17 protein-coding genes are annotated in these 22200 nt (G+C 36.3%); 14 read left to right on the top strand and 3 right to left on the bottom strand.

Going from position 1 to position 22200, the window contains the following annotated elements; all coding sequences use genetic code 11:
* Window positions 1–4: 4 nt before the first annotated feature.
* Complete coding sequence (locus U9K52_RS13760) at window positions 5–1492, bottom strand: hypothetical protein (RefSeq protein ID WP_322927065.1); 1488 nt, start codon at window positions 1490–1492, stop codon at window positions 5–7.
* A gap of 62 nt (window positions 1493–1554) precedes the next feature.
* Between U9K52_RS13760 and U9K52_RS13755 the strand changes: the two genes are divergently transcribed.
* The 6 genes from U9K52_RS13755 to U9K52_RS13730 all read left to right on the top strand — a co-directional run bounded on the left by U9K52_RS13755 (window position 1555) and on the right by U9K52_RS13730 (window position 10303).
* Window positions 1555–2148, top strand: coding sequence for a thymidine kinase (locus tag U9K52_RS13755; protein WP_248389244.1), 594 nt, complete (start codon window positions 1555–1557; stop codon window positions 2146–2148).
* A 91-nt stretch (window positions 2149–2239) separates the two neighbouring features.
* Entirely contained in the window at window positions 2240–4687 is a 2448-nt protein-coding gene (locus tag U9K52_RS13750; protein WP_322927064.1) for a bifunctional UDP-N-acetylmuramoyl-tripeptide:D-alanyl-D-alanine ligase/alanine racemase, read from the top strand.
* Window positions 4688–4690: 3 nt separating this feature from the next.
* Window positions 4691–6850, top strand: coding sequence for a patatin-like phospholipase family protein (locus tag U9K52_RS13745; protein ID WP_322927063.1), 2160 nt, complete (start codon window positions 4691–4693; stop codon window positions 6848–6850).
* Between the two features lie 4 nt (window positions 6851–6854).
* Window positions 6855–7265 carry an rRNA maturation RNase YbeY gene (ybeY, locus tag U9K52_RS13740; RefSeq protein WP_322927062.1) on the top strand — a complete coding sequence of 137 codons (411 nt, stop codon included), beginning with the start codon at window positions 6855–6857 and terminating at the stop codon, window positions 7263–7265.
* Between the two features lie 239 nt (window positions 7266–7504).
* Complete coding sequence (gene mnmG, locus U9K52_RS13735; RefSeq protein ID WP_322927061.1) at window positions 7505–9367, top strand: tRNA uridine-5-carboxymethylaminomethyl(34) synthesis enzyme MnmG; 1863 nt, start codon at window positions 7505–7507, stop codon at window positions 9365–9367.
* Between the two features lie 114 nt (window positions 9368–9481).
* Window positions 9482–10303, top strand: coding sequence for a class I SAM-dependent methyltransferase (locus U9K52_RS13730; protein ID WP_322927060.1), 822 nt, complete (start codon window positions 9482–9484; stop codon window positions 10301–10303).
* Window positions 10304–10521: 218 nt separating this feature from the next.
* Here the strand turns inward: U9K52_RS13730 and U9K52_RS13725 are convergent, their stop codons facing one another.
* A complete protein-coding gene (locus U9K52_RS13725; protein ID WP_322927059.1) occupies window positions 10522–11712 on the bottom strand; it encodes a phosphoglycerate kinase in 1191 nt (396 codons plus the stop codon).
* 638 nt (window positions 11713–12350) lie between these two features.
* Between U9K52_RS13725 and rpiB the strand changes: the two genes are divergently transcribed.
* The 8 genes from rpiB to tsaB all read left to right on the top strand — a co-directional run bounded on the left by rpiB (window position 12351) and on the right by tsaB (window position 19549).
* Window positions 12351–12785: a ribose 5-phosphate isomerase B gene (gene rpiB / locus U9K52_RS13720; protein WP_322927058.1), complete on the top strand. Its 435-nt coding sequence runs from the start codon at window positions 12351–12353 to the stop codon at window positions 12783–12785.
* 363 nt (window positions 12786–13148) lie between these two features.
* Entirely contained in the window at window positions 13149–15302 is a 2154-nt protein-coding gene (rnr, locus tag U9K52_RS13715; RefSeq protein ID WP_322927057.1) for a ribonuclease R, read from the top strand.
* A 207-nt stretch (window positions 15303–15509) separates the two neighbouring features.
* Complete coding sequence (locus U9K52_RS13710; RefSeq protein WP_248389262.1) at window positions 15510–16196, top strand: LysE family translocator; 687 nt, start codon at window positions 15510–15512, stop codon at window positions 16194–16196.
* On the top strand, window positions 16193–17122 hold the full coding sequence (locus U9K52_RS13705) for an LD-carboxypeptidase (protein WP_322927056.1): 930 nt from the start codon (window positions 16193–16195) through the stop codon (window positions 17120–17122). The genes U9K52_RS13710 and U9K52_RS13705 overlap by 4 nt, the downstream gene beginning before the upstream one ends.
* A gap of 78 nt (window positions 17123–17200) precedes the next feature.
* Window positions 17201–17572 carry a YraN family protein gene (locus U9K52_RS13700; protein WP_248389266.1) on the top strand — a complete coding sequence of 124 codons (372 nt, stop codon included), beginning with the start codon at window positions 17201–17203 and terminating at the stop codon, window positions 17570–17572.
* A 72-nt stretch (window positions 17573–17644) separates the two neighbouring features.
* Window positions 17645–18394, top strand: a complete 750-nt coding sequence (locus tag U9K52_RS13695; protein ID WP_322927055.1) for an SDR family NAD(P)-dependent oxidoreductase — start codon at window positions 17645–17647, stop codon at window positions 18392–18394.
* Window positions 18394–18831, top strand: a complete 438-nt coding sequence (locus U9K52_RS13690) for a nuclear transport factor 2 family protein (RefSeq protein WP_322927054.1) — start codon at window positions 18394–18396, stop codon at window positions 18829–18831. Before U9K52_RS13695 ends, U9K52_RS13690 begins: the two co-directional genes overlap by 1 nt.
* 34 nt (window positions 18832–18865) lie before the next feature.
* Window positions 18866–19549 carry a tRNA (adenosine(37)-N6)-threonylcarbamoyltransferase complex dimerization subunit type 1 TsaB gene (tsaB, locus tag U9K52_RS13685; protein WP_263601906.1) on the top strand — a complete coding sequence of 228 codons (684 nt, stop codon included), beginning with the start codon at window positions 18866–18868 and terminating at the stop codon, window positions 19547–19549.
* Window positions 19550–19562: 13 nt separating this feature from the next.
* Here the strand turns inward: tsaB and U9K52_RS13680 are convergent, their stop codons facing one another.
* On the bottom strand, window positions 19563–22172 hold the full coding sequence (locus U9K52_RS13680) for a tetratricopeptide repeat protein (protein WP_322927053.1): 2610 nt from the start codon (window positions 22170–22172) through the stop codon (window positions 19563–19565).
* Window positions 22173–22200 lie beyond the last annotated feature (28 nt).

The raw sequence follows: 22200 nt of genomic DNA, 5'->3' as shown, positions 1-22200 counted from the left end.
TACGTTATAAAAATTTGTTTTCTACCAAGATCCAGAGTCTTTGTGCATACTCATCTACCTTGCTCCATTTTTTGGCATAATAAAGGTCGCTCAGGTATTCCTTTGCATCTTCTAATGTTCTGAAACTGTTCAGATTATTTACTACCTCATTCAATTCAGACTGGCTTCCCCCGAAAAGTGTTTTTGTAAAAGCAATACGATCATTTAAATCCAGTTTGAATTCCGGTTTTTTCTTTTCCGCCTCCATAAAATCCGTTGGAATATTTGTTTTTAAAATACTTCCCGTATCTTCTTTTTTCTCAATAGGTGCTGTCTGTTCCAAAGGCATTGTTCTTTCCAGATGATCATCATCAAAAAGCGTCTGTACAGCTTTTAAGCCTTTAATATGAGCCAGCTTTATTTTTTTCTCCTGCTGATATGCTTCTAAATTTTCAAAACTTTCATCGGAGGCCGGTTTATCGTTTTCTTTTTCAGGAACAGGCCTGTCAATCTCAACAATTTTTCGGCGGTCATTAATTTCTGCCAAAATAGTCTCCTGTTTTTCTTCTAGAGCCGCTTCGTGCCTGATTTCCGTTACAATACTTTCTACATTTGAAGTATCAGCAGCCATTTCTCCGTGTTCGATCATGGCTTCAGAAACCGTAAAATGTTCCTCATTTTCTTCGATCAGCAGGTCTTCCTCAATAGGTTCCGTATCAAAAATACTTGGAATGGTTTCTGTAATTTCCTGCTTTTCTTCATTTTTAACATCCTTATCAAAATTATTCCGGATATTTTCTTCTTCATCAAAATCATTAAAATTTCCCTGATCATCCGAAATTTCATTTTCAAATTCATCAATTTCATTCAGCTGATTATTAAAAATGGCTTCTTCTTTTGTATGTTCTCTGCTGAACATGTCTTCATCAATATCATCATCATTTTCAGGTTCAGCATTTGCCAAAATTCTTTCTTCATCGATAAAATTCAATGTCCTGTCTGTATTGTCAGGAATTTCGTGTTCATCGGTTTCTTCCAGTTGCTTATTGAAAATATCTTTATCTTCTTGTACATCTGCTGATATAACATTTTCAGAATCAGTATTTTCTTCAACAAAGTTAACCAGTGTCTCATGAAGCTCTTCTTCAACAATTTCATTCAGCTGATTATTGAAAATGGCTTCTTCTTCCATAACAGGAAATTCTTTATTTTCGCCGATTTCATTCAGTTGGTTATTAAAAATAGCTTCTTCCTCTTCCACTTCATAATTGCTTTCAATGAAAGGTTGAGATGAAAAGTTTTCACTGTTTTTTTCTGTTGAAGAAAAATTTTCTTTTTCAAAATACTCCAGATTTTTTTCAAGCAACTTGAGAAACGAAATCCGGTTAGCAAGTTCATCTACAAGATCCTGCCGGGAAATTAATTCGTCTACATTGCTTATTTTATCCAGAATAGCGATCATATTCTTGGATTCAAAAAAAATCTTTTCCTTTAAATCTTGGATGTTTTGCATATAAGAATCTTGTTAAAAAATTGCTTACTTTTGATGTTAAAAATATACGGCTAATTTAACAAATGTTTTTAGAAAATACAATTAATCATTCCAAACAAAGTGGTTGGATGGAAGTTATTTGTGGCTCAATGTTTTCCGGAAAAACCGAAGAGTTGATCAGGAGGCTGAGAAGGGCAGAAATGGCGGGGCAGAATGTGGAGATTTTTAAACCGAAACTGGATACAAGGTATTCTGAAGAAGACGTTATTTCTCATAATCAAAATAAAATACGAAGTACACCGGTAGAAAATCCCAATGAAATTATTTTGCTGGCCTCCAACTGTGATGTAGTGGGAATTGATGAAGCACAGTTTTTTGATGAAGGCATTGTAGATGTAGCCAATCAACTGGCAGACAGTGGAATCCGGGTAGTAATTGCCGGTCTTGATATGGACTTTTTAGGAAGGCCATTCGGGCCGATGCCAAATCTTATGGCCACTGCCGAATATGTGACCAAAGTACACGCGATCTGTAAAAGGACCGGAAATCTTGCCAATTATTCTATGAGAATATCCAGTGGCAATAACCTTGTTGAACTTGGTGAAACGGAAAGCTATGAAGCGGTAAGCCGCCGGGTTTTTATTGACGAAGTGCTTTTGAAGAAGAAAAAACAGTAAATTAGGCCAAAAAGAAGCCGGAAGCATAGCAATTATTTAATAAGGCCTTTGCTTATTTGTTTCCTGCTTACAATCAGCAGAACAGGCACCAATGAATTATACAGTACATCAGATTGCAGAAATCACCAATGCACAGGTTATTGGTGACGAAAAACTTTTGATAAAAAATATAGCTTTCGACAGCAGGATTATTTATTCCACCAAAAATACAGCTTTTATTGCGATCAATACGAAGAAGAATTCGGGAGAAAAGTTTATTGAGGCTGCCATTGACAGGGGTATAGACGTAATTATTTCAGAACACCATGATCCGCAGTATGAAAATGTTACCTGGATTATTACCGGTGATTCTGTTTCCTTTCTCCAAAAACTTGCACAATATCATTTTGAAAATGCTCATATAAAATCTGTTGGAATTACGGGAAGCAATGGTAAAACTATTTTAAAAGAATGGCTGTATCAATGCCTGTGGAATGAATTCAAAACGGTAAAAAGTCCTAAAAGTTTTAATTCTCAGATTGGCCTTCCTTTATCTTTGCTTCAGATTAATGAGTCCCATGCGCTGGGAATTTTTGAGGTAGGGATCTCGAAACCTGATGAAATGGAAAAGCAGGAAAGTATATTCCATCCTCAGATCGGGTTGCTGACGCATATCGGTACTGCGCACCTCGCCAACTTCAAATCTGAGGAACAACTGATTGATGAAAAAATCAAATTGTTCAAAAATTCGGAAGTTATTATTTACAATGGTGATAATTTATTGGTTGACAGTAAAATAAAAGAACTTTATTCAACAAAAAAATTAATTACTTACGGCTTTAAGGAAAGCAATAATGTACATTTCAAAAATAATTTTTCAAGAGGAAAGGATGTCGTTGTTCATTATTTTAGTGAACAAATAAGCTTTCCTGTTAATCAACTGGACGAGGCAACGTTAATCAATGCTCTGGCACTCTTAACTGTTTTAAAAGAATTAGGGATCAGCAACGATAAGATCATAGAAAAAATCAATGCGCTGAAAGCTGTAGAAATGAGGCTTGAAGCTATTGAAGGAATTAAAAACAATATTGTTATCAATGATTCTTTTAATCTGGATCTGGATTCCTTAAAAACAGCCCTGCAATTTTTAAATGAATATAATAAACCAAAAAAATCCCTGGTCTTAACGGAAATCGTTGGAGTGAATTCAAATTCAAAAGAACTGTACGAAGAAGTATCCGAACTGGTAAATGAGCAGAAATTCGATTCTGTTTTCCTTATTGGTCATGAAATATCTAAATACAGTGAATTATTTAAATCTAAAACTTCTACTTACATTAACACTCAGGAATTAATTGATAGTAAACACCTTACGGAAATAGAAAATCAGATTATTCTTCTAAAAGGTGCGAGAAAATTTGAGATTGAAAAGCTTAAAGATATTCTTGAACTCAGAAAACATGATACCGTTCTTGAAATTAATCTGAATGCAATTCTTCATAACATCAATTATCATAAATCTTTACTGAAGCCTTCCACTAAAATGATGGCAATGGTGAAAGCCAATGCCTACGGCCTCGGAAGCTATGAAATTTCAGAATTCCTGCAGCATCATCATATCGATTACTTAGGAGTGGCTTTTGTAGATGAGGGCGTTGAGCTTCGTAAAAAAGGAATTACTGTACCGATTGTTGTCATGAATCCTGAACAACACAGTTACGAAACTGTGATTGCCTACAACCTGGAGCCGGAAATATACAGCTTCAGGGTACTGGAACAGTTTTATGAATCGGTACAGAAATCAGGATACGATAAAAAATATCCAATCCATATTAAACTTGAAACAGGAATGCATCGTCTTGGTTTTAAGGATTTTGAGCTGGATGAATTAAGCAGCACTTTAGCTCGAAAGAATGTAAAAGTAAAAAGCATATTCAGCCATTTATCATCATCTGATCTTTCTTCAGAAAAAGAATTTACTTTGCATCAGCTTGATACATTTGAAAAAAACTCAAGTTATCTGATAAAACACCTAGGCTACACTCCTACCCGTCACATCCTGAATTCTTCAGGAATAACCAATTATACAGATTATCAATATGATATGGTAAGAATTGGCATCGGAATGTTAGGAGAATCACCAAATAGTGAAATAAATAAACAGCTTCGGTCTGTGGTAAGTTTTAAAACCGTAATCTCACAAATATCGTATGTAGGAAACGGAGAATCCGTGGGTTACAGCAGAAAATTTAAAACAGATCATCCCACAAAAATAGCCACAATACCAGTTGGTTATGCCGACGGTATTCCAAGACTGATAGGAAATCAGGTGGGGAATGTGGGAATCCATAAAATATTGGCTCCTATTGTCGGAAATATCTGCATGGATATGATGATGATTAATGTAGATCATATTCCTGATGTAAAAGAAGGCGACACAGTAACGGTATTCAATGCAAAACCAACCCTGAAAGAATTCGCAGATTACTGCAAAACAATAACCTATGAAGTATTAACCTCCATTTCGCCACGTGTGAAAAGGATTTATGTAAAAGATTAACTTATGAGAAAGCTCCTGATTCTTTTATTAGTATTCCAATTATTTTTGATCCGGTCTCAGGTGAGAAAAGATCTGGTGATTCCTAAAAATCCAAGAATAGGATTATCACTTGCAGGAGGAGGAGCTAAAGGATTTTCTCATGTGGGAGTACTTAAAGTCCTGGATTCGTTAGGCGTAAAGGTTGATTACATTGCCGGAACCAGTATGGGAGCAATTGTAGGCGGTTTATATGCTTCAGGATATTCCGGGAAAGAAATAGAAAAAATTGTGATGGATACGGATTTCTATTCATTAATCATGGATCCTAAAGCCACAAGACAGGAAACTACTTTTTTCAATAAATCAGTTGATAAATATCTGCTCACCATTCCTCTGAAAAACGGGAAAATTACCCTTCCCTCCTCCATTAGTACCGGCCAGAAAAATGTTTATCTTTTAAAAGAGCTTTTTAAAAATGTTTCCAATATTGATGATTTTTCAAAGTTGCCAATTCCTTTTATGTGTGTAGCTACTAATCTTGAAAGTGGAAACATGCAGATTTTTGAAAAAGGAGATCTGGTACAGTCTATCATGGCCAGCTCAGCATTTCCTTCGTTGATGGATCCCGTAAAAATTGGAGACAGCATTTACATCGACGGCGCGATGACGGTAAATTATCCTTCAAAACCGCTAAAAGATAAAGGCATTGATATAGTAATCGGAGTAGATCTCAACCAGGATTTATCCAAAAGAGAAGATCTTGGGAATATCATTTCCATACTGAATCAGGTCATTGATTTCGGAATTAAAAAAGATACCAGAAGACAATATAAATTCACAGATATCAATATTAAACCAAACCTTACCGGAATGACTGCTACCAGTTATGATGAAAAGAAAAAAATTCTTGACAGCGGTTACGCGGAAGGACTGAAATATTCCAAAATTCTGGATGAATTGCCAAAACGTCCGTTTGACCGTCTCAGACAGCACATAAATCCCATATATTCCAATGTCTATAAAATAGATAGCGTTGCCATAGAAGGAGGTCGAATTTACGGGAAAAACTATGTTCTCGGGAAGATGGGACTTCGCCTTCCGTCCCTTCAGACTTACGGAAGCATTAATAAAAAAATAGATAAGCTGGTCGCTACGAATAATTATAAATTTATTAATTACGATATCATCTCTGAAAATGATGTCAACTACCTGAAATTATATGTCACTGAGGACAATTCACGCCACTTTCTTAAATTCGGACTGCATTACGACGAAATTTTCAAAACCGGGCTTCTTGTTAACTATTCTGCGAAACGTCTTTTATTCAGAAATTCAAACCTCTCGCTGGATGTTATTGTAGGCGATAAACCAAGATATTATCTGAATTATTTTATTGACAACGGATATATTCCGGGATTCGGGATCTATTCGTCAGGAATGAGTTTTGATCTGAAGGACATCAACAATTATGAAGTAGATCAATGGATGTGGTTGCGTAATGAAGCGTATATTCAATCTATCTGGAGAGATAAATTTGCAGTGGGCGCAGGAATCAGCCATGATTATTTTGAAGCGGAAGCCAATGGAACCAATAAACGTTATAACCGTTTCCTGAATCCTTATGTATTTCTGAAAAGTGATACCCAGAATGATAAAGACTTCCCTACCCGCGGTATTTACATTAATGCAGAAGGTAAAGTAATCGATCTGATGAAATCGGAAGTTGAAAAAAGACTGGTCCAGATAAAAGCCGACATCAGAATCAATATCCCGCTTTCCAAACAATTTGCTTATCGCCTTAATCTTTATGGCGGAATTACATTAGGGGAAAATCTGCCTCAATTTTATCAATACAGACTTGGTGGAATCTTTGAGCAGAATATCGTTAATTTCAGAAGCTTTCCTGGATTTTATTTCGGGCAGCTTAATAGCAATAATGTGATTTTGATTTGTAATGATCTTCAATTTAAATTCAATAAGAACTACTTCATCAGCGGAAACTTCTCCTTTGCGAATCTCTCGGATGATATAAGCTTTGAAGATGCAGTAAAACTAAATTACAGCTCTTTAGGAATTACCGCTGGTTACAAATCTCCATTCGGACAGATTAAAATAAACTTCAGTCACTCTCTCAAAAATAATCAAAAAGGCATATTCAGTGTAATTTTAGGACACTGGTTTTAATACGATGATACAATTCTTTTACGAAAACTTACCCGAAACAGTTGATACCAACTATAAGAAATGGCTGGAAGAAATCATTCTTTCAGAAAATAAGAAACTTGGCGAAATCAATTATATATTCTGTAACGACGAATATCTACTCAAGGTAAACCAGGATTATCTGCAACATGATTACTATACCGACATCATTACTTTCGACTATGTAAAAGGAAGAACGATAAGCGGGGAGATTTTCGTATCTTTGCAGCGCATTTCAGATAATGCTTCTACTCTGTCAAAAGATTACGAAGAAGAACTGAGAAGGGTTTTAGCACATGGTATTCTTCACCTTTCAGGATATAAAGATAAATCGGAAGAAGAAGAACAGCTGATGCGAAGCAAAGAAGATTTTTATTTAGCAAAATACAGCAATTGAAAACTGAAAAGCAATCAGATAAACAACATATTTGGATGCTATTTTTTCAGGAGCCTAATCCCGCTCTCCGCACTCGCTATTTTCTTTTTTTTTTAAAAAGAAAATGAGCTCAGACAAATGCTGCGATCGGGGCTAAAAAGACGTATTACAGGCGATTTTAAGCCGTAATTACACTTAATGTTTCACGTGAAACATTTATAAAAAAAATTAAAATTTGAAGCTTAAAACAAGCGAAAAAGATGATTTCAGAAATATATGATGTAATTGTAGTTGGTGCAGGTCATGCAGGATGCGAAGCCGCCGCTGCAGCAGCTAATCTCGGATCGAAAACATTGCTTATTACAATGAATATGCAGACGATCGGACAAATGAGCTGCAACCCCGCAATGGGCGGTATCGCCAAAGGACAAATCGTTCGTGAGATTGACGCAATGGGAGGTTACTCCGGAATTGTAGCGGATAAATCTGCCATACAGTTTAAAATGCTTAATCTTTCGAAAGGTCCTGCTATGTGGTCTCCAAGAACACAAAACGACAGAATGCTATTCGCAGAGGAATGGCGTTTGGCCTTAGAGAATACACCGAATCTGGATTTCTTTCAGGATATGGTGAAACAGCTTATCGTGGAGAATAATAAAGTAACAGGTGTAGTTACTTCATTGGGAATTGAAATCAAAGCTCATTCTGTTGTTCTTACCAATGGTACTTTTCTCAATGGATTGATACATGTTGGAGACAAACAACTGGGAGGAGGAAGAATGGGCGAACCAAGAGCTTTCGGTATTACGGAACAGCTTGTTTCTTTAGGTTTTGAAGCCGGAAGAATGAAAACCGGTACTCCACCCCGTGTAGATGGAAGAAGCTTGGATTATTCTAAAATGGAAGAACAGAAAGGAGACGAAAACCCTCAAAAATTCAGCTATTTAGATACTCCTAAATTAACCAAACAATTAAGCTGTCATATTGTTTATACCAACGAAACAGTACATAATATTTTACGTGAAGGATTCGACAGAAGTCCAATGTTCAACGGTACCATTCAGAGTTTGGGACCAAGATACTGTCCGAGTATCGAAGATAAAATCAACCGTTTTGCAGAAAGAAACAGACACCAGCTGTTCGTAGAACCGGAAGGTTGGAAAACAGTAGAAATTTATGTTAACGGATTTAGTTCTTCCCTTCCGGAAGATGTACAAATTAAAGCAATGAAACATATTCCGGGCTTTGAAAATGTAAAAGTTTTCCGTCCCGGCTATGCTATTGAGTATGACTACTTCCCTCCTACCCAATTAAAGCATACCTTAGAAACAAAGTTGATCGACAATCTGTATTTTGCAGGTCAGATCAACGGAACAACCGGCTATGAAGAAGCTGCAGGACAAGGGCTAATTGCAGGGATCAATGCCCACAATAAAGTACACGAAAAAGAAGAATTCGTTCTTAACAGAGATGAAGCATATATTGGTGTTTTAATTGATGATTTAATTACAAAAGGTACGGAAGAACCATACAGAATGTTTACTTCAAGGGCTGAATACAGACTATTGCTGAGACAGGATAATGCAGACATCAGATTAACACAAAAAGCATTTGAATTAGGATTAGCGAAAGAAGAACGTTTAAAAAGAGTTGAAGAGAAAGTTGCTCAAAGCCAAGAACTTGAAAACTTCCTTAGAGAAACTTCTTTAAAACCGGGAATGATTAATCCTATCCTGGAAACTATTGAAAGCAGCCCGGTAGATCAGGCATACAGAGCAGCCCAAATTCTTACAAGACCCAATATGACTCTGGAAAAGCTTGAAAATATTGAAGCCATCAGAGAAAATGCATCGAAATATGATGATGAAGTAAGAGAACAAGCTGAAATTAACATTAAGTATAAAGGCTATATTGAAAAGGAAAAAGAAAATGTAGCCAAACTAAACAGACTGGAAAACATTAAAATTCCAGAAGATTTTGATTACACTAAAATATCAAGTCTTTCTGCTGAAGCCAAACAAAAAATGTCTAATGTACGACCAAAAACGATTGCTCAGGCAGGAAGAATCAGTGGTGTTTCACCGGCTGATATAAACGTTTTACTGGTCTATTTAGGACGTTAATTGATAAATGTTTCACGTGAAACATAAATAATTTTACAGCATAAATTAAGGTGTTTTAAAAACCTTCTAACAAGATTTAAACACCTTAATTTTATTTATAAAGATCGCATTACAATGAAAATTAAAGATCATTTTCTTTCTCAGGAAATATTTGAAATCAAGGAAACAGAAACTAAGGGTGTTTATAAGACCTCCCCTATTCCATCTAACATTTCAAAATATTATGAAAGTGAAGATTATATTTCCCATCATCAGGATTCCGGCAGTCTGAAAGAAAAGATATACAAATTTTTACAATCATTCAACTTACAATATAAAAAAACAATATTGCTTGACAGAATTCCTAAAAATTCAAAAGTTTTGGATTACGGATGCGGTGCCGGCGAATTTGTAAAATATATAGAAAATGATTTTGAGGCGTTCGGATTTGAACCTGATTCCGATGCAAGAAAAGCAGCAGCAGGAAAATTATCTAAAGCTGTAATTTTAGATGATATTAATTTTATTGATGATCACAGTCTGGATGCCATTACCCTTTGGCATGTTTTCGAGCACATCGAAAATCAGGATGAAATGCTGGAAATATTTAACAGAAAATTGAAGGAAAAAGGAATCCTAATTATTGCCGTTCCCAACCCTACTTCCTATGATGCAAAACATTATAAAGAATATTGGGCCGCCTATGATGTACCACGTCACATTTATCATTTTACAAAAAAGGGGATGGAAAATCTCATCTCAAAAAAACCGAACTGGAAATTGAGGAAGATTAAACCTTTGGTTCTTGATTCATATTATATCTCCATGTTAAGCGAAAGATATCAAAAATCTTCTATTTTTTGGCTAAAAGCAGCGATCTACGGAACGATTTCGAACATAAAAGCCCTTTTTTCAAATGAATTTTCGAGTTTGATATACATAATCGAAAAAAAGTAGAAAATGGAAATTTAGCCTATTTCTGAAGGTCATTTTTTCAACATATTGCTGAAAATTTGTTAGTAAATATGAAATTTAGAAAATATTTAGACTTTTTTAATTTTCAGTAAAAGTCTCTGAGAGTTGCTTAAAAATTTTTACTCAGCCTTTATTTAAGAATATACAAAATAAAAAACCCAGCAGGTTTGCTGGGTTTTTTATTTATGAAGAAAAATTTCTTATTGATTAATTGCAGCCACTCCGGGAAGCTCCAAACCTTCAAGACTTTCAAGCATTGCACCACCACCGGTAGAAACATAGCTTACTTTCTCACCATATCCGAATTGCTTTACAAATGCAACACTGTCTCCTCCCCCAACTAATGAGAAAGCTCCCTGTCTTGTCGCTTCAGCAATACTGTCTCCTAAAGCAACAGTTCCTGCAGCAAAATTCGACATTTCAAAAACACCGATCGGTCCGTTCCATAAAATTGTTCTTGAATTCAGCAGTACATCATTAAACTGATCTCTCGATTTTGGTCCCGCATCAAGACCCATCCATCCTTCAGGGATAGAATATATATCTGCTTCTTTTCTTTCGGCATCATTGCTGAAACTTTCTGCAATAATGGTATCAGATGGCAGATAAACTTTCACTTTATGTTCTTTGGCTTTACCTAAAATTTCCAACGCCAATGGTAGTTTATCTTCCTCTACAAGAGAATTCCCTATCTTACCACCAAGTGCTTTAATAAATGTAAATGCCATACCGCCACCAATAATCAGATTATCTACCGCCGGCAACATGTTTTCAATAATTGTAATTTTAGTAGAAACTTTAGATCCTCCAAGTATCGCAGTTACAGGACGTTCGCCGGATTTTAGGACTTTATCAATCGCCTGAAGTTCTTTAGCCATCAATAAACCGAAAAATTTAGTTGAAGGGAAAAATTTAGCAATTACAGCTGTAGAAGCGTGTGCCCTGTGTGCGGTTCCAAAAGCATCATTCACGTACGCATCACCCAGTTTTGAAAGACTTTTCGCAAAAGCCTCATCTCCTTTTTCTTCCTCTTTATGAAAACGTAAATTTTCCAGTAAAAGAATTTCACCGGCATTAAGATTTTGTGCTGCCTGTTCAGCTTTCTCTCCTACACATTCATCAACAAATTTTACCTTATGGCCTAAAACATGAGATACTTCTTCTACAATATGCTTTAGTGAAAATTCATCTTTCACCTCTCCTTTTGGTCTTCCAAGGTGTGCCATAAGAATCACAGCTCCACCGTCCTGCAGGATCTTATCCACTGTAGGTTTTACGGCTACTATACGGGTATTATCTGTAACTTTCAGCTGGTCATCCTGAGGAACGTTGAAATCTACCCTTACCAGTGCTTTCTTACCGTTAAAATTGAAATCATTGATTGTTTTCATATGTACATGTATATTATTTCTTCGGTCTTAGGCAGCCGACTGTCCCTGCAGCATTGTATAAACCTACGGCCAGACGGCTCCATCAATATCGTTGAGTTTTTCTTTTCACAAATGTAAGATTTTAAAATTTTTGAATCGCGGCAACCTTTGAAAAGTTTTCAGAAAAGTTTTTCGCAAACCCAACATTCAGCTATCAACAATTTTTTTCTCTTTAAAAAAAGAATACGCTATTGTTGTTGAGTGATGTGAATTTAGGGGATAAGTTTTCACGATAAATTTCATAACAGGTAATTTTATATTCAATTCACATTTTATTTACATTATAAAAGGTTGTAAATCTGATTTTTCACTTCGTTACTAACAATTATTGATAACTTTTCCCCAATTTGATTTATGGATAAATGATTTATGGAAAAAGTCAACAATTCCTGCCAGAAAGTTTTTTGAAAATTTTAACATTTTTTTTGGTCATACTTTCCATTACAAATTTTTTCAATGTTACAAAACATTTATTTTGCCGGAGTTATCCACAGTTATTCACAATGCTTTTCACAATTTACTCCCGAAAGACTAACAAAGATTGTTATAATTCTTACCTTTGCTATGAAATAAAATCTAAAAAGGCTAAATAAACAGTTATGAAAAGAAAAATTGCCATTGCCGCAGACCATGCGGGCTTCGAATATAAAGAAATTGTTAAAAACTATTTATCAGAAAACTTTGAAGTTCAGGATTTTGGAACGTTTTCCACAGACAGTGTGGATTATCCGGACTTTGTGCACCCCGCAGCAACTTCGGTTGAAAATGGAGAAAATGACCTTGGAATTTTATTCTGCGGAAGCGGAAACGGAGTTCAGATCACAGCCAACAAACATCAGAAAATCCGTTGCGCTCTTTGCTGGATGCCGGAGATCGCTTCATTGGCAAGACAGCATAATGATGCGAATATGATTTCCATTCCTGCAAGATTCATTTCTAAAGAATTAACAATAGAAATCGTAGATAAATTTCTCTCAACGGACTTCGAAGGCGGAAGACATCAAAACAGAGTTGATAAAATCGCATACTGCTAAAATATAAAGGCTTGTAAATCAAATTACAAGCCTTATTTATTTTTAATTTTGTATATTTGCAGCGTCCGGCAGGATTTACCATCCTGTCATTTCCATTGAACCTGTATTATATTTAAAGATATTTAATAAAAGGTTTTCCCTACTCTTCTCCATTTTTGTATTAAATTTATGCAAAACTAAAAGTTCCATCAATGATAGAAATGGAAAGAAAATTGATGTTGCTGTAGATGAGTTCAGACATGTCTCATGATACAGTTTATTATTTAATGAATATTCCGTGACAGTTCTAACTATTCATAATAAAGGAATGCTTACAGAATGAAATATGATATTCATTAGAACATATTAAAAAATAATTTTAGAATGCCAAAAAAAAGAAAATATATAAGTCAGAAAAATGATCATAAACTGCAGGAAATCGGGAGACTGATTCTGCGTTTTATGAATGAAAATTCAACGAAAGTCTATAATTACAAGCAGATTGCAGAAGGAATAGACTATAAAAATCCGAGACAGCGCGAGCTAGTCATCCAGGCGTTGCATAAACTGCAGGCTACGGAAAGAATTAAAGAAGCCGAAAAAGGAAAATATATCGTTAATCTTAATATCAAGGGAACACTGACGGGAGTTATCGACTTTAACCAGTCCGGAAATGCCTATGTTAATGTTGAAGGTCTGGAAGATGACATCTTCATTCATTCCAAAAATGTGAAAGATGCCCTGCAAGGCGACAAAGTTTTAATTGTAACCTACACTTATAAAGGTAAAAAGCTGGAAGGTTCCGTTCTGGAAGTTCTTGAGAGAGGTAGAACAGAATTTGTAGGAACGCTTCAGATAGTTGCTCATAAAGATTTCGGATTTGTGGTTTGTGATAAAAAGACCATCAATACTGATATTTTTATTCCGAAAGGAAAATTTGGAGGTGCTAATGATGGCGATAAGGTTGTCGTAAAAATGACTGAGTGGAAACCCGGCGATAAAAATCCGGAAGGAGAAATTATCCAGGTACTGGGAGCTCCGGGTGAGCATGAAACAGAAATTCACTCTATTCTTGCTGAATACGGGCTGCCATACCAGTTTCCTGAAGAAGTAGAAAGAGATGCCGACAAAATAGACAGAAGTATTAATGAAGCTGAAGTGGCAAAACGCTGGGATATGCGTGGGATTACAACTTTTACCATCGACCCTAAAGATGCCAAAGATTTTGATGATGCGCTTTCCATCAGAAAACTGGAAAACGGAAATTGGGAAATCGGGGTTCATATTGCTGATGTATCACATTATGTGGTTCCCGGAACAATTCTGGATGATGAAGCGTATCAGAGAGCAACCTCCGTTTACCTGGTAGACCGCGTTGTACCCATGCTTCCGGAAGTGCTGAGTAATGATGTTTGTTCTCTTCGTCCGAATGAAGACAAATTTACTTTTTCAGCGGTTTTCGAATTAGATGATGATGCAAATATCAAAAAGCAATGGTTCGGAAGAACGGTGATCCATTCTGACAGAAGATTCACGTATGAGGAAGCTCAGGAAAGAATCGAAACAAAGCAAGGTGATCTGCAGGAAGAAATTAATGTGCTGGATAAGCTGGCAAAAATCATGCGTGCAGAACGAATCAGGAAAGGAGCAATTACCTTCGACAGAAGCGAAGTACGGTTCAATCTTGATGAAAATAACGAACCGGTTGGTGTATATTTTAAAATCAGTAAAGATTCAAATCACCTGATTGAAGAGTTTATGCTGCTTGCCAATAAAAAAGTTTCGGAATTTATTTCCCTGAACAAAAAAGGAGATATTACCCAAAATACTTTTATATACAGGGTTCACGATGATCCGGATCCTGCAAAACTGGAATCATTGAGAGATTTTGTTTCGACCTTCGGATATAAAATGGATCTGGCCAACAGTAAGAAAGTAGCCGAATCTTTGAATAGATTATTGCATGATGTAAAAGGTAAAGGCGAAGAAAATATGATTGAAACCCTTGCCATGAGAAGCATGAGCAAAGCGGTCTATTCTACAGAACCTATTGGTCACTACGGACTTGGTTTCGATTTTTACACACACTTTACCTCGCCTATCCGTCGTTATCCGGATCTTATTGCCCATCGTTTACTTCAGCATTATCTGGACGGAGGAAAATCCCCAAACAAAGCCGAACTCGAAGAAAAAGCAAAACACTGTAGTTCCATGGAGCGCCTTGCGGCAGATGCGGAAAGGGATTCCATTAAATTCATGCAGGTGAAATTTATGGAAAAACATCTGGGAGAAACTTTTACAGGCGTAATTTCAGGAGTAGCGGAATTTGGTTTTTGGGTGGAAATTCCTGAAAACGGTGCGGAAGGCTTAATTAAACTGAGAGATCTTGTGGATGATTCCTACTCATATGATGCCAAAACGCACGCCGTGTATGGTATGAGACACGGAAAGCGTTATCAGCTGGGAGATCAGGTACAAATCAAAGTAGTGAAGGCAAACCTTATCCAGAAACAGCTTGATTTTAAGATTGTAGAGTAATAAATATTAAAAATTTTAATAATAATTTCCGTTTTACATTAAAGTGAAACGGATTTTTGTTTTTATAGTTAAAAATAGTAATAATTTGAATGAAATTATTTTAAATAATACTTTTCTTAAATCCATAGTTATTGAATAATTAAATCATAAAGTTTACATTTGTATAAATGGAATGGAAATTCAGATTTTCATTTAAAAAATTACTTGATGTTTGAACTTATATTATCTGCCATCGTATTAGGATTCATGCTGAGCCTGGTTTTTATAGGACCTATTTTTTTCCTTCTAATAGAAACCAGCTTTTCCAGAGGACCAAAACACGCATTAGCTTTGGATATCGGAGTAATCTCTGCAGATCTTCTCTGTATTCTCGCAGCCTACTATGCAAGTGCCGATATTGTAACTTTAATTGACAAGCATCCGGGTTTTTACAGAATCACAGCCATTCTCATCTTTGTCTATGGTGTAGTAATGATGGTGACGAGGACCAAAATGCATATTCCGGGAGAAGAGAAATTCATTAGTCAGAATTATTTTAAAACCTTTATGAATGGTTTTTTCTTTAATCTCCTTAATGTGGGGGTCATTCTTTTCTGGCTGGTAACGGTAATCTCAGTAAGAAATCAGTATCCCGATACCGGCAATTTCATTCTATACATCGGTGTCGTGATTGCTACCTATTTATGTATTGATCTGGCTAAAATTTTTCTCGCCAAACAGTTTCATGATAAGCTTACACAGAAACTTGCCAACAGAATAAGAAGAATTGTCGGCGGAATTCTCATTATCTTCAGTTTCTTTATTTTTTTACAAAGCTTTAAAAAATTCAATCAGTTCGATAAAAGGCTGGAAGAAGCCGAAAAAACCGAAGTAAAATATCACAGAGAAAAATGAAAAAAATAAGTTTCCCGAAACCATTAAAAAAAGGCGATAAAATAGCCATAATATCGCCCGCAGGCGCAGTAGAACCGTCCCAGCTTGAAAAGGGCATAGAAATGATCCGGAATAAAGGTTATGAACTTGTTTTTGGAGAACATCTCTACAACAGCTTTTCGAAAGGTTACAATTATGCAGGAACGGAAAAACAAAGAATTAATGATATCAACTGGGCTTTTAATGACAGTGAAATAGCAGCTATTTGGGCATCAAGAGGAGGTTATGGCTGTCAGCATCTGCTCAGGAGCATTCACCTTAAAAACTTTTCCGAAAATCCGAAATGGTATATTGGATATTCCGATAATACTGTTATTCAAAGCTATTTATTGAAAAAAGGATTTGCATCTATTCATGGACAGACGGTAAAAACCTCAAGCTTTGGGGTAACAGATGAAAGCTACAGATTGATTTTTGATATTTTAGAGGGGAAAACGCCTCATTATGTCTTAGAATCTCATCATTTTAATAAAATGGGTTCCTGTGAGGGTCAATTGATTGGAGGTAATTTAGCACTGGTTTACGCGCTTTTGGGAACCGATTATTCATTTAAGTTTAAAAACAGAATCCTTTTTATTGAAGATATTGGTGAAAACTTTTATGCTTTAGACAGAATGATGATGAGTCTGGAACTGGGCGGCGTATTCAAAAAAATCAAAGGATTGATTATTGGTGGGATGACCAATATGGGAAATGAAAAAGAAAATACAGCGTACAATGACAGTTTTGATGAATTTGCTTATCAGCTCATTTCTGAAAGAGTTTCAAAGTATGATTTTCCTGTAGTTTTCGCATTTCCAAATGGTCATATTAAAGACAACAGACCTTTAATTATTGGAGGAAATGTGAACTTAAAGGTTGAGGATCATGTTAAGATTGAGTTTTAAAAATAGAATAATTTATAATATATTTTAATATTTACTCTAAAACGCAAGACACTAAAACTCTCAAACCTTCCACACAAAATGGCACAACACAATGATTTTGGAAAAAAAGCAGAAGATCTCGCTGCTGACTTTTTATTAAAAAACGGCTATAAAATCCTTGCGAGAAACTTCCGGTATCAGAAAGCAGAAATCGATATTATTGCAGCAAAAGATAACCTGATTATTATTTGCGAAGTCAAAGCGCGGTCTACCGATGTTTTTAATCTCCCTCAGGAATCGGTGAATAAGAAAAAAATTAAGCTGCTGGTTTCTGCTGCGGATTATTATTTACAGGAATTTAACGTGTTGAATGAAGTACGCTTTGATATAATTTCTGTTCTTCCCGATGAAAAACAAAACCTGACCATTGAACATATTCAGGATGCATTTGAAGCATTCGATGCCAACTAACTAATTTAAAAACGTATCAATGATTGTTATATTGGTAAATTGTTACATTGGTATATTTGAAATTTATTTTTTATGAAAACAATATTAATCACCGGAGCAACCTCCGGAATAGGAAAATCTACAGCAGAACTTCTCGCAAAACAAGGCAACAGGGTCATCATCTGTGGCAGAAGATCTGAAGTTCTTGAATCGATGAAAAAGGAACTTTCACAATTCACCGAAATTTTTAGTTTAAGGTTTGATGTACGAAATTTGGAAGAAGTGGAAACAGCCATTAATTCCCTTCCTGAAGAATGGAAAGATATTGATGTTCTAATCAACAATGCCGGAAATGCACATGGACTGGATCCGCTTTCAGCAGGAAAAACCGATGACTGGGACTCTATGATTGATGGAAATGTGAAAGGACTTTTATATGTTTCCAAAATGATTATTCCGGGAATGAAAGAAAGAAATTCGGGACATATTGTGAATATCAGTTCAGTTGCAGCGAGACAAACGTATGCCAATGGCGTTGTATATTGTGCCACCAAAAAAGCCGTTGATGTTATTTCGGAAGGAATGAGAATTGAGCTTACGGAATTCGGAATTAAAATTACAAACATCCAGCCGGGAGCTGTAGAAACAGATTTTTCAGTGGTAAGATTCAAAGGAGATGAGGAAAGGGCAGCTACTGTTTATGCAGGTTATGAGCCACTGAAAGCCGAAGATATCGCAGATTCTATAGCTTATTGTATCAATGCTCCGAAACATGTCTGTATTTCGGATATGACCATCTACCCTACTGCTCAGGCAGAGCCGAGAACGATTTACAGAAAATAATGAAGATAGCTTTCTCTTTATTTCTGATTGTTTTTAGCTGTTTTTGGAATGCTCAAACAGTACAAATTTCATTAGAACCAAAATTGGCGGAAAATATTCACCGGTTGGATCAACTGATGGAAAATAATGACGAAAAAGTTTTGACTCTTCTCTGTCCGGATGTTTCTTTTGGCCATTCAAACGGGTGGGTGCAGAATTTTGAAGATTTTAAAAAGGATTTTAATTCGAAAAAAGTAATGTACAGCAATATTGAACAGATTGAAATATACGAGGCTAAAAAGTACAACGACGTTTATTCTGTAAGAAGGAAAATAAAAGTTTCCGGAATGTATAAAAACCAGGATTTTGAAATGATGCTCGGTTTACTGGAAATCTGGAAAAAAGAGAAATCATTCTGGAAACTGTGGAGCCGACAAAGTATAGAAATAAAGCCATAAATTTGCACCAGCAAAGTGTATTTAAATTATAAAAATGAAAATCCTATATCTCGAAACTTCCTCAAAAAACTGTTCAGTAGCTATTTCAGATAATGAAAAACTACTTTGCCTTACCGAAGAAGTTTCTGAAAACTATAAACAGTCTGAAAGCCTCCATACCTTCGTAGAATGGGCTTTGGAAGGTGCAGAAATTTCACTTAAAGACATTGAAGCGGTTTCCCTGGGAAGAGGCCCGGGATCTTATACGGGACTAAGAATCGGTGCATCATCGGCAAAGGGATTTTGCTATGGATTGAAAATTCCTCTTATCGCCGTCAATTCAATGGAAAGTATGATAGAGCCTTTTTTAGACAAAAATTATGATTTTATCATTCCATTGGTCGATGCAAGAAGAATGGAGGTTTATACGGCCGTTTATGACGGGAAAACAGGACAGGAAACCTCTGTAACCGAAGCTAAAATTTTGGATGAAACTTCTTTTCAGGAATTGAAAGATAAAAAAATATTATTCGTAGGAGACGGAGCAAAAAAAGCAAAAGGAATTTTACAGCTTCAGAATGCTGATTTTAATGAAGAGGTCTACCCTTCTGCTCAGTATCTTATTAGGAAAACCATCGAAAAAATAGAAAAGAAAGAGTTTGAGGATGTAGCCTATTTCGAACCTTTTTATCTGAAAGATTTTCATGGCGTTAAGAAAAAAAATAAAAGCGAAGAGTAATCTTCGCTTTTTTTTATTGAGGTCTCGCAGGAACAGTATTTGTAGGCTGCAGCTGCTGATTGTTGTTCTGTATTTTAGATGATTTATTGCTGTTGTTGTTCATTGGCTGGCTCTGCTGGGAATTGTTCAGTAAATTATTTCCCGGCTGTTGGGGAACTCCTGTTGCATTATTCTGCTGACTGGGCTGCTGTGGATTGCCATTAGCGATATTCCCGGGGTTCTGAGAGATCATATTTCCTTTATTATCCGTTGCCTGAAAACTGAGATCACTTTTAAGATACGTAAGCATTTCTTTGGCTTTCTCACCTTCAGGCGTCTTACCGTAATTTAAAGCAATCTGCTCCAGTTGAAGAATCATAACCTCTTTCCCACTCGATTTTCCGGAATTAAAGGCATTCAGCAGATAAAGTTTTGGAACCAGCGCATCCTTTGGATATTCCTGGATAGTCTTCTCAATAAGATCTTTACTTTCAGCAAACTTTTCAGATTCATATAATGCATAGGCCTGTTTATACTGTCCTTCAACATCTGCTGAAGATTTCACAAATGTACTGTTCTTCGGATTTCTCGCAAATTCAGCGTATGAAGTATAAGGATAATCTCTTAATAATATTTGTCTTGCTTTTTCGGCTGCCTGTGGATTTTTCTCATAATTCATTGCAAAAATTTCATACAAAGCCTGCAGCATTACTTTTTCCTCTGGTTTTACATCAACAAGATCATACAAGGTTTTTGTTGCTAAAGGGGTATTGGTGAAGTAATTCTGATACATGACACCCAAACCTAACGAAGCCGTATCCCTGTCCTTCTTCAGCTGGTCCAGCTTGGCTATATCGGTAGGAATCTGCTCGATATAAAAGGCAGGTTCAAAACGTCTCGGGTTCGGTGCAGCAGTTGTTCCCAATGCATCGTTTTTCATATCCTCAATGGTTGCCATTTTCTTTGAAAAACGCCAGTTGTCTATCAGTGCACGCTCTCCCCAGGTTTGTTTAAAGGTTTGCGTTCCCTTGGAAACCGTTCCTGTATTGCCGAAATAAAAGCCTTTTGAAGCGACTCCGAAATCCTCAAAAGAGTTTGAACTGTTAGCGAAAATCGACGTTGAATTATAATCTCCTGTATCAAAGCCTTTACTTCTCTCCGCACGTCTTCTTTCCAGTTCTTCTTTTTCTTCCTTTACCTTGATTTTTGCGATGTATTTGGTAAAAAAGTCCGTTTTCTGTTCCGGTGACATTTTAGCAAGGTTCAGAATACTGTCGTTTTTCTTGATCAGGTAATAATTTTTGGAAATCTTTTTAATATAAACAGACTGGTCTGCAAGAAGAATTTTAGAAGGCTCATAAGTCATGACCGCTAAAGCTGAATCATAATATGCGCCAGCACCAATATAATCATTTTTGTCAAGGTACCCCTTCCCTATTTCGTAATACGCAAGACCACGGATCTGTCCGTCGGAAACCTTTTCTCTCAGTGATTTTCTGAAATATTCCTGGGCTTCTTCTTTTTTTCCGGCTTTGTTGGCCATTAATCCCAGTGCGTAATAAAATTCATTTTTTCTTGATCCGTACGTTCCTTTCTTACTGATGTCCTCCAGGTATTTTCTTGCCCCGCTGTAATCCCCGTTTCCATTAAAGGTTTTAGCGATCTCGATTTGGGATTTTACTTCAAATTCAAAATCATTGGCATATTTATAGGCAGCCATAAAGCTTTCTCTGGCTTTTTCGTTCTGGTTAAGACTTTCCAACACCTGTCCTCTCAGGTAAGCGATCCTACTCTTAAGTTTCCGGTTGCCGTTCAGTTCGAAGGCATCATCAAGCTCTTTTACTGCTTCCTGTTTTTTTCCGGCATCCAATAGTGATTCAGAATAATAGATACTTAATAATTTTTCGTATTCTCTACTGATTTTTTCACTTTTCAGCTTGGCGAAAGTTTCGTGGGCTTTATGGTAATTTTTAATCTGGTCGTAAGCGAGACCCTGGTAAATTCTTGCCAGAGGAATTCTCTTATCGTCCTTCATGTGGGTGAAAACATAATTTAAGGCATCAAGAGCATCCAGCGATTTCCCTCTGTAAATTCTTGCCTGTGCCAGAATCATGTATGCATCAAAAATCTGCTTATTCTGTTCTTCACCATGTTTAATTACAGAATATTTGTTGATTGCCTTTAAGGCTTTGGCTTCTGCAATTTCGAGTGTCGTTGCACCTTTTTGTTCGGGTTGGTTAGGGTCACCGGAACTATTTCCCATGGTACCTGCTGAATTATTTCCCGGCATTCCTGGTGGCATTCCCGGAGGGCCCCCTCCTCTTTTGCCGTTATTTCCAGAAGGTCGGTTTACTTCAGCCATTTTCATGGAATTTTCTGCAAATGCAGAAGACTGTCCAAGGTCACTTCCCAAAGGCTGATCTTCATAGGTAAGAATAGGAATATAAGGCGCATAGAAATTGTCTTTATGGGCCTTATCTCTGGTTTCAAACTCATTATTTAAGGCGTCTTTAGCGTTAAATAACGTATTGTAGTATGTTGAAAATCCTTTCATGAACTTTGAACGCTGCTCTGGCTTCTTGGTTTTTGTAGCGCAGGAAGCAACAATACAAAGTGTTAAAAGGAATAAAATATTTTTTTTCATTATTTCAATATAACTCGCTAATCCGCTT

Origin of the sequence: Chryseobacterium sp. MHB01, assembly GCF_034651565.1 — a bacterium.
GTDB lineage: Bacteria > Bacteroidota > Bacteroidia > Flavobacteriales > Weeksellaceae > Chryseobacterium > Chryseobacterium nepalense.
This window is presented reverse-complemented; position numbering and strand designations above follow the sequence as displayed.

What these genes read in the sequence shown, in the direction of transcription:
- U9K52_RS13760 (WP_322927065.1), bottom strand. Translation starts at nt 1,492, where the DNA reads ATGCAAAACATCCAAGATTTAAAGGAAAAGATTTTTTTTGAATCCAAG.
- U9K52_RS13755 (WP_248389244.1), top strand. Translation starts at nt 1,555, where the DNA reads ATGTTTTTAGAAAATACAATTAATCATTCCAAACAAAGTGGTTGGATG.
- U9K52_RS13750 (WP_322927064.1), top strand. Translation starts at nt 2,240, where the DNA reads ATGAATTATACAGTACATCAGATTGCAGAAATCACCAATGCACAGGTT.
- U9K52_RS13745 (WP_322927063.1), top strand. Translation starts at nt 4,691, where the DNA reads ATGAGAAAGCTCCTGATTCTTTTATTAGTATTCCAATTATTTTTGATC.
- ybeY (WP_322927062.1), top strand. Translation starts at nt 6,855, where the DNA reads ATGATACAATTCTTTTACGAAAACTTACCCGAAACAGTTGATACCAAC.
- mnmG (WP_322927061.1), top strand. Translation starts at nt 7,505, where the DNA reads ATGATTTCAGAAATATATGATGTAATTGTAGTTGGTGCAGGTCATGCA.
- U9K52_RS13730 (WP_322927060.1), top strand. Translation starts at nt 9,482, where the DNA reads ATGAAAATTAAAGATCATTTTCTTTCTCAGGAAATATTTGAAATCAAG.
- U9K52_RS13725 (WP_322927059.1), bottom strand. Translation starts at nt 11,712, where the DNA reads ATGAAAACAATCAATGATTTCAATTTTAACGGTAAGAAAGCACTGGTA.
- rpiB (WP_322927058.1), top strand. Translation starts at nt 12,351, where the DNA reads ATGAAAAGAAAAATTGCCATTGCCGCAGACCATGCGGGCTTCGAATAT.
- rnr (WP_322927057.1), top strand. Translation starts at nt 13,149, where the DNA reads ATGCCAAAAAAAAGAAAATATATAAGTCAGAAAAATGATCATAAACTG.
- U9K52_RS13710 (WP_248389262.1), top strand. Translation starts at nt 15,510, where the DNA reads ATGTTTGAACTTATATTATCTGCCATCGTATTAGGATTCATGCTGAGC.
- U9K52_RS13705 (WP_322927056.1), top strand. Translation starts at nt 16,193, where the DNA reads ATGAAAAAAATAAGTTTCCCGAAACCATTAAAAAAAGGCGATAAAATA.
- U9K52_RS13700 (WP_248389266.1), top strand. Translation starts at nt 17,201, where the DNA reads ATGGCACAACACAATGATTTTGGAAAAAAAGCAGAAGATCTCGCTGCT.
- U9K52_RS13695 (WP_322927055.1), top strand. Translation starts at nt 17,645, where the DNA reads ATGAAAACAATATTAATCACCGGAGCAACCTCCGGAATAGGAAAATCT.
- U9K52_RS13690 (WP_322927054.1), top strand. Translation starts at nt 18,394, where the DNA reads ATGAAGATAGCTTTCTCTTTATTTCTGATTGTTTTTAGCTGTTTTTGG.
- tsaB (WP_263601906.1), top strand. Translation starts at nt 18,866, where the DNA reads ATGAAAATCCTATATCTCGAAACTTCCTCAAAAAACTGTTCAGTAGCT.
- U9K52_RS13680 (WP_322927053.1), bottom strand. Translation starts at nt 22,172, where the DNA reads ATGAAAAAAAATATTTTATTCCTTTTAACACTTTGTATTGTTGCTTCC.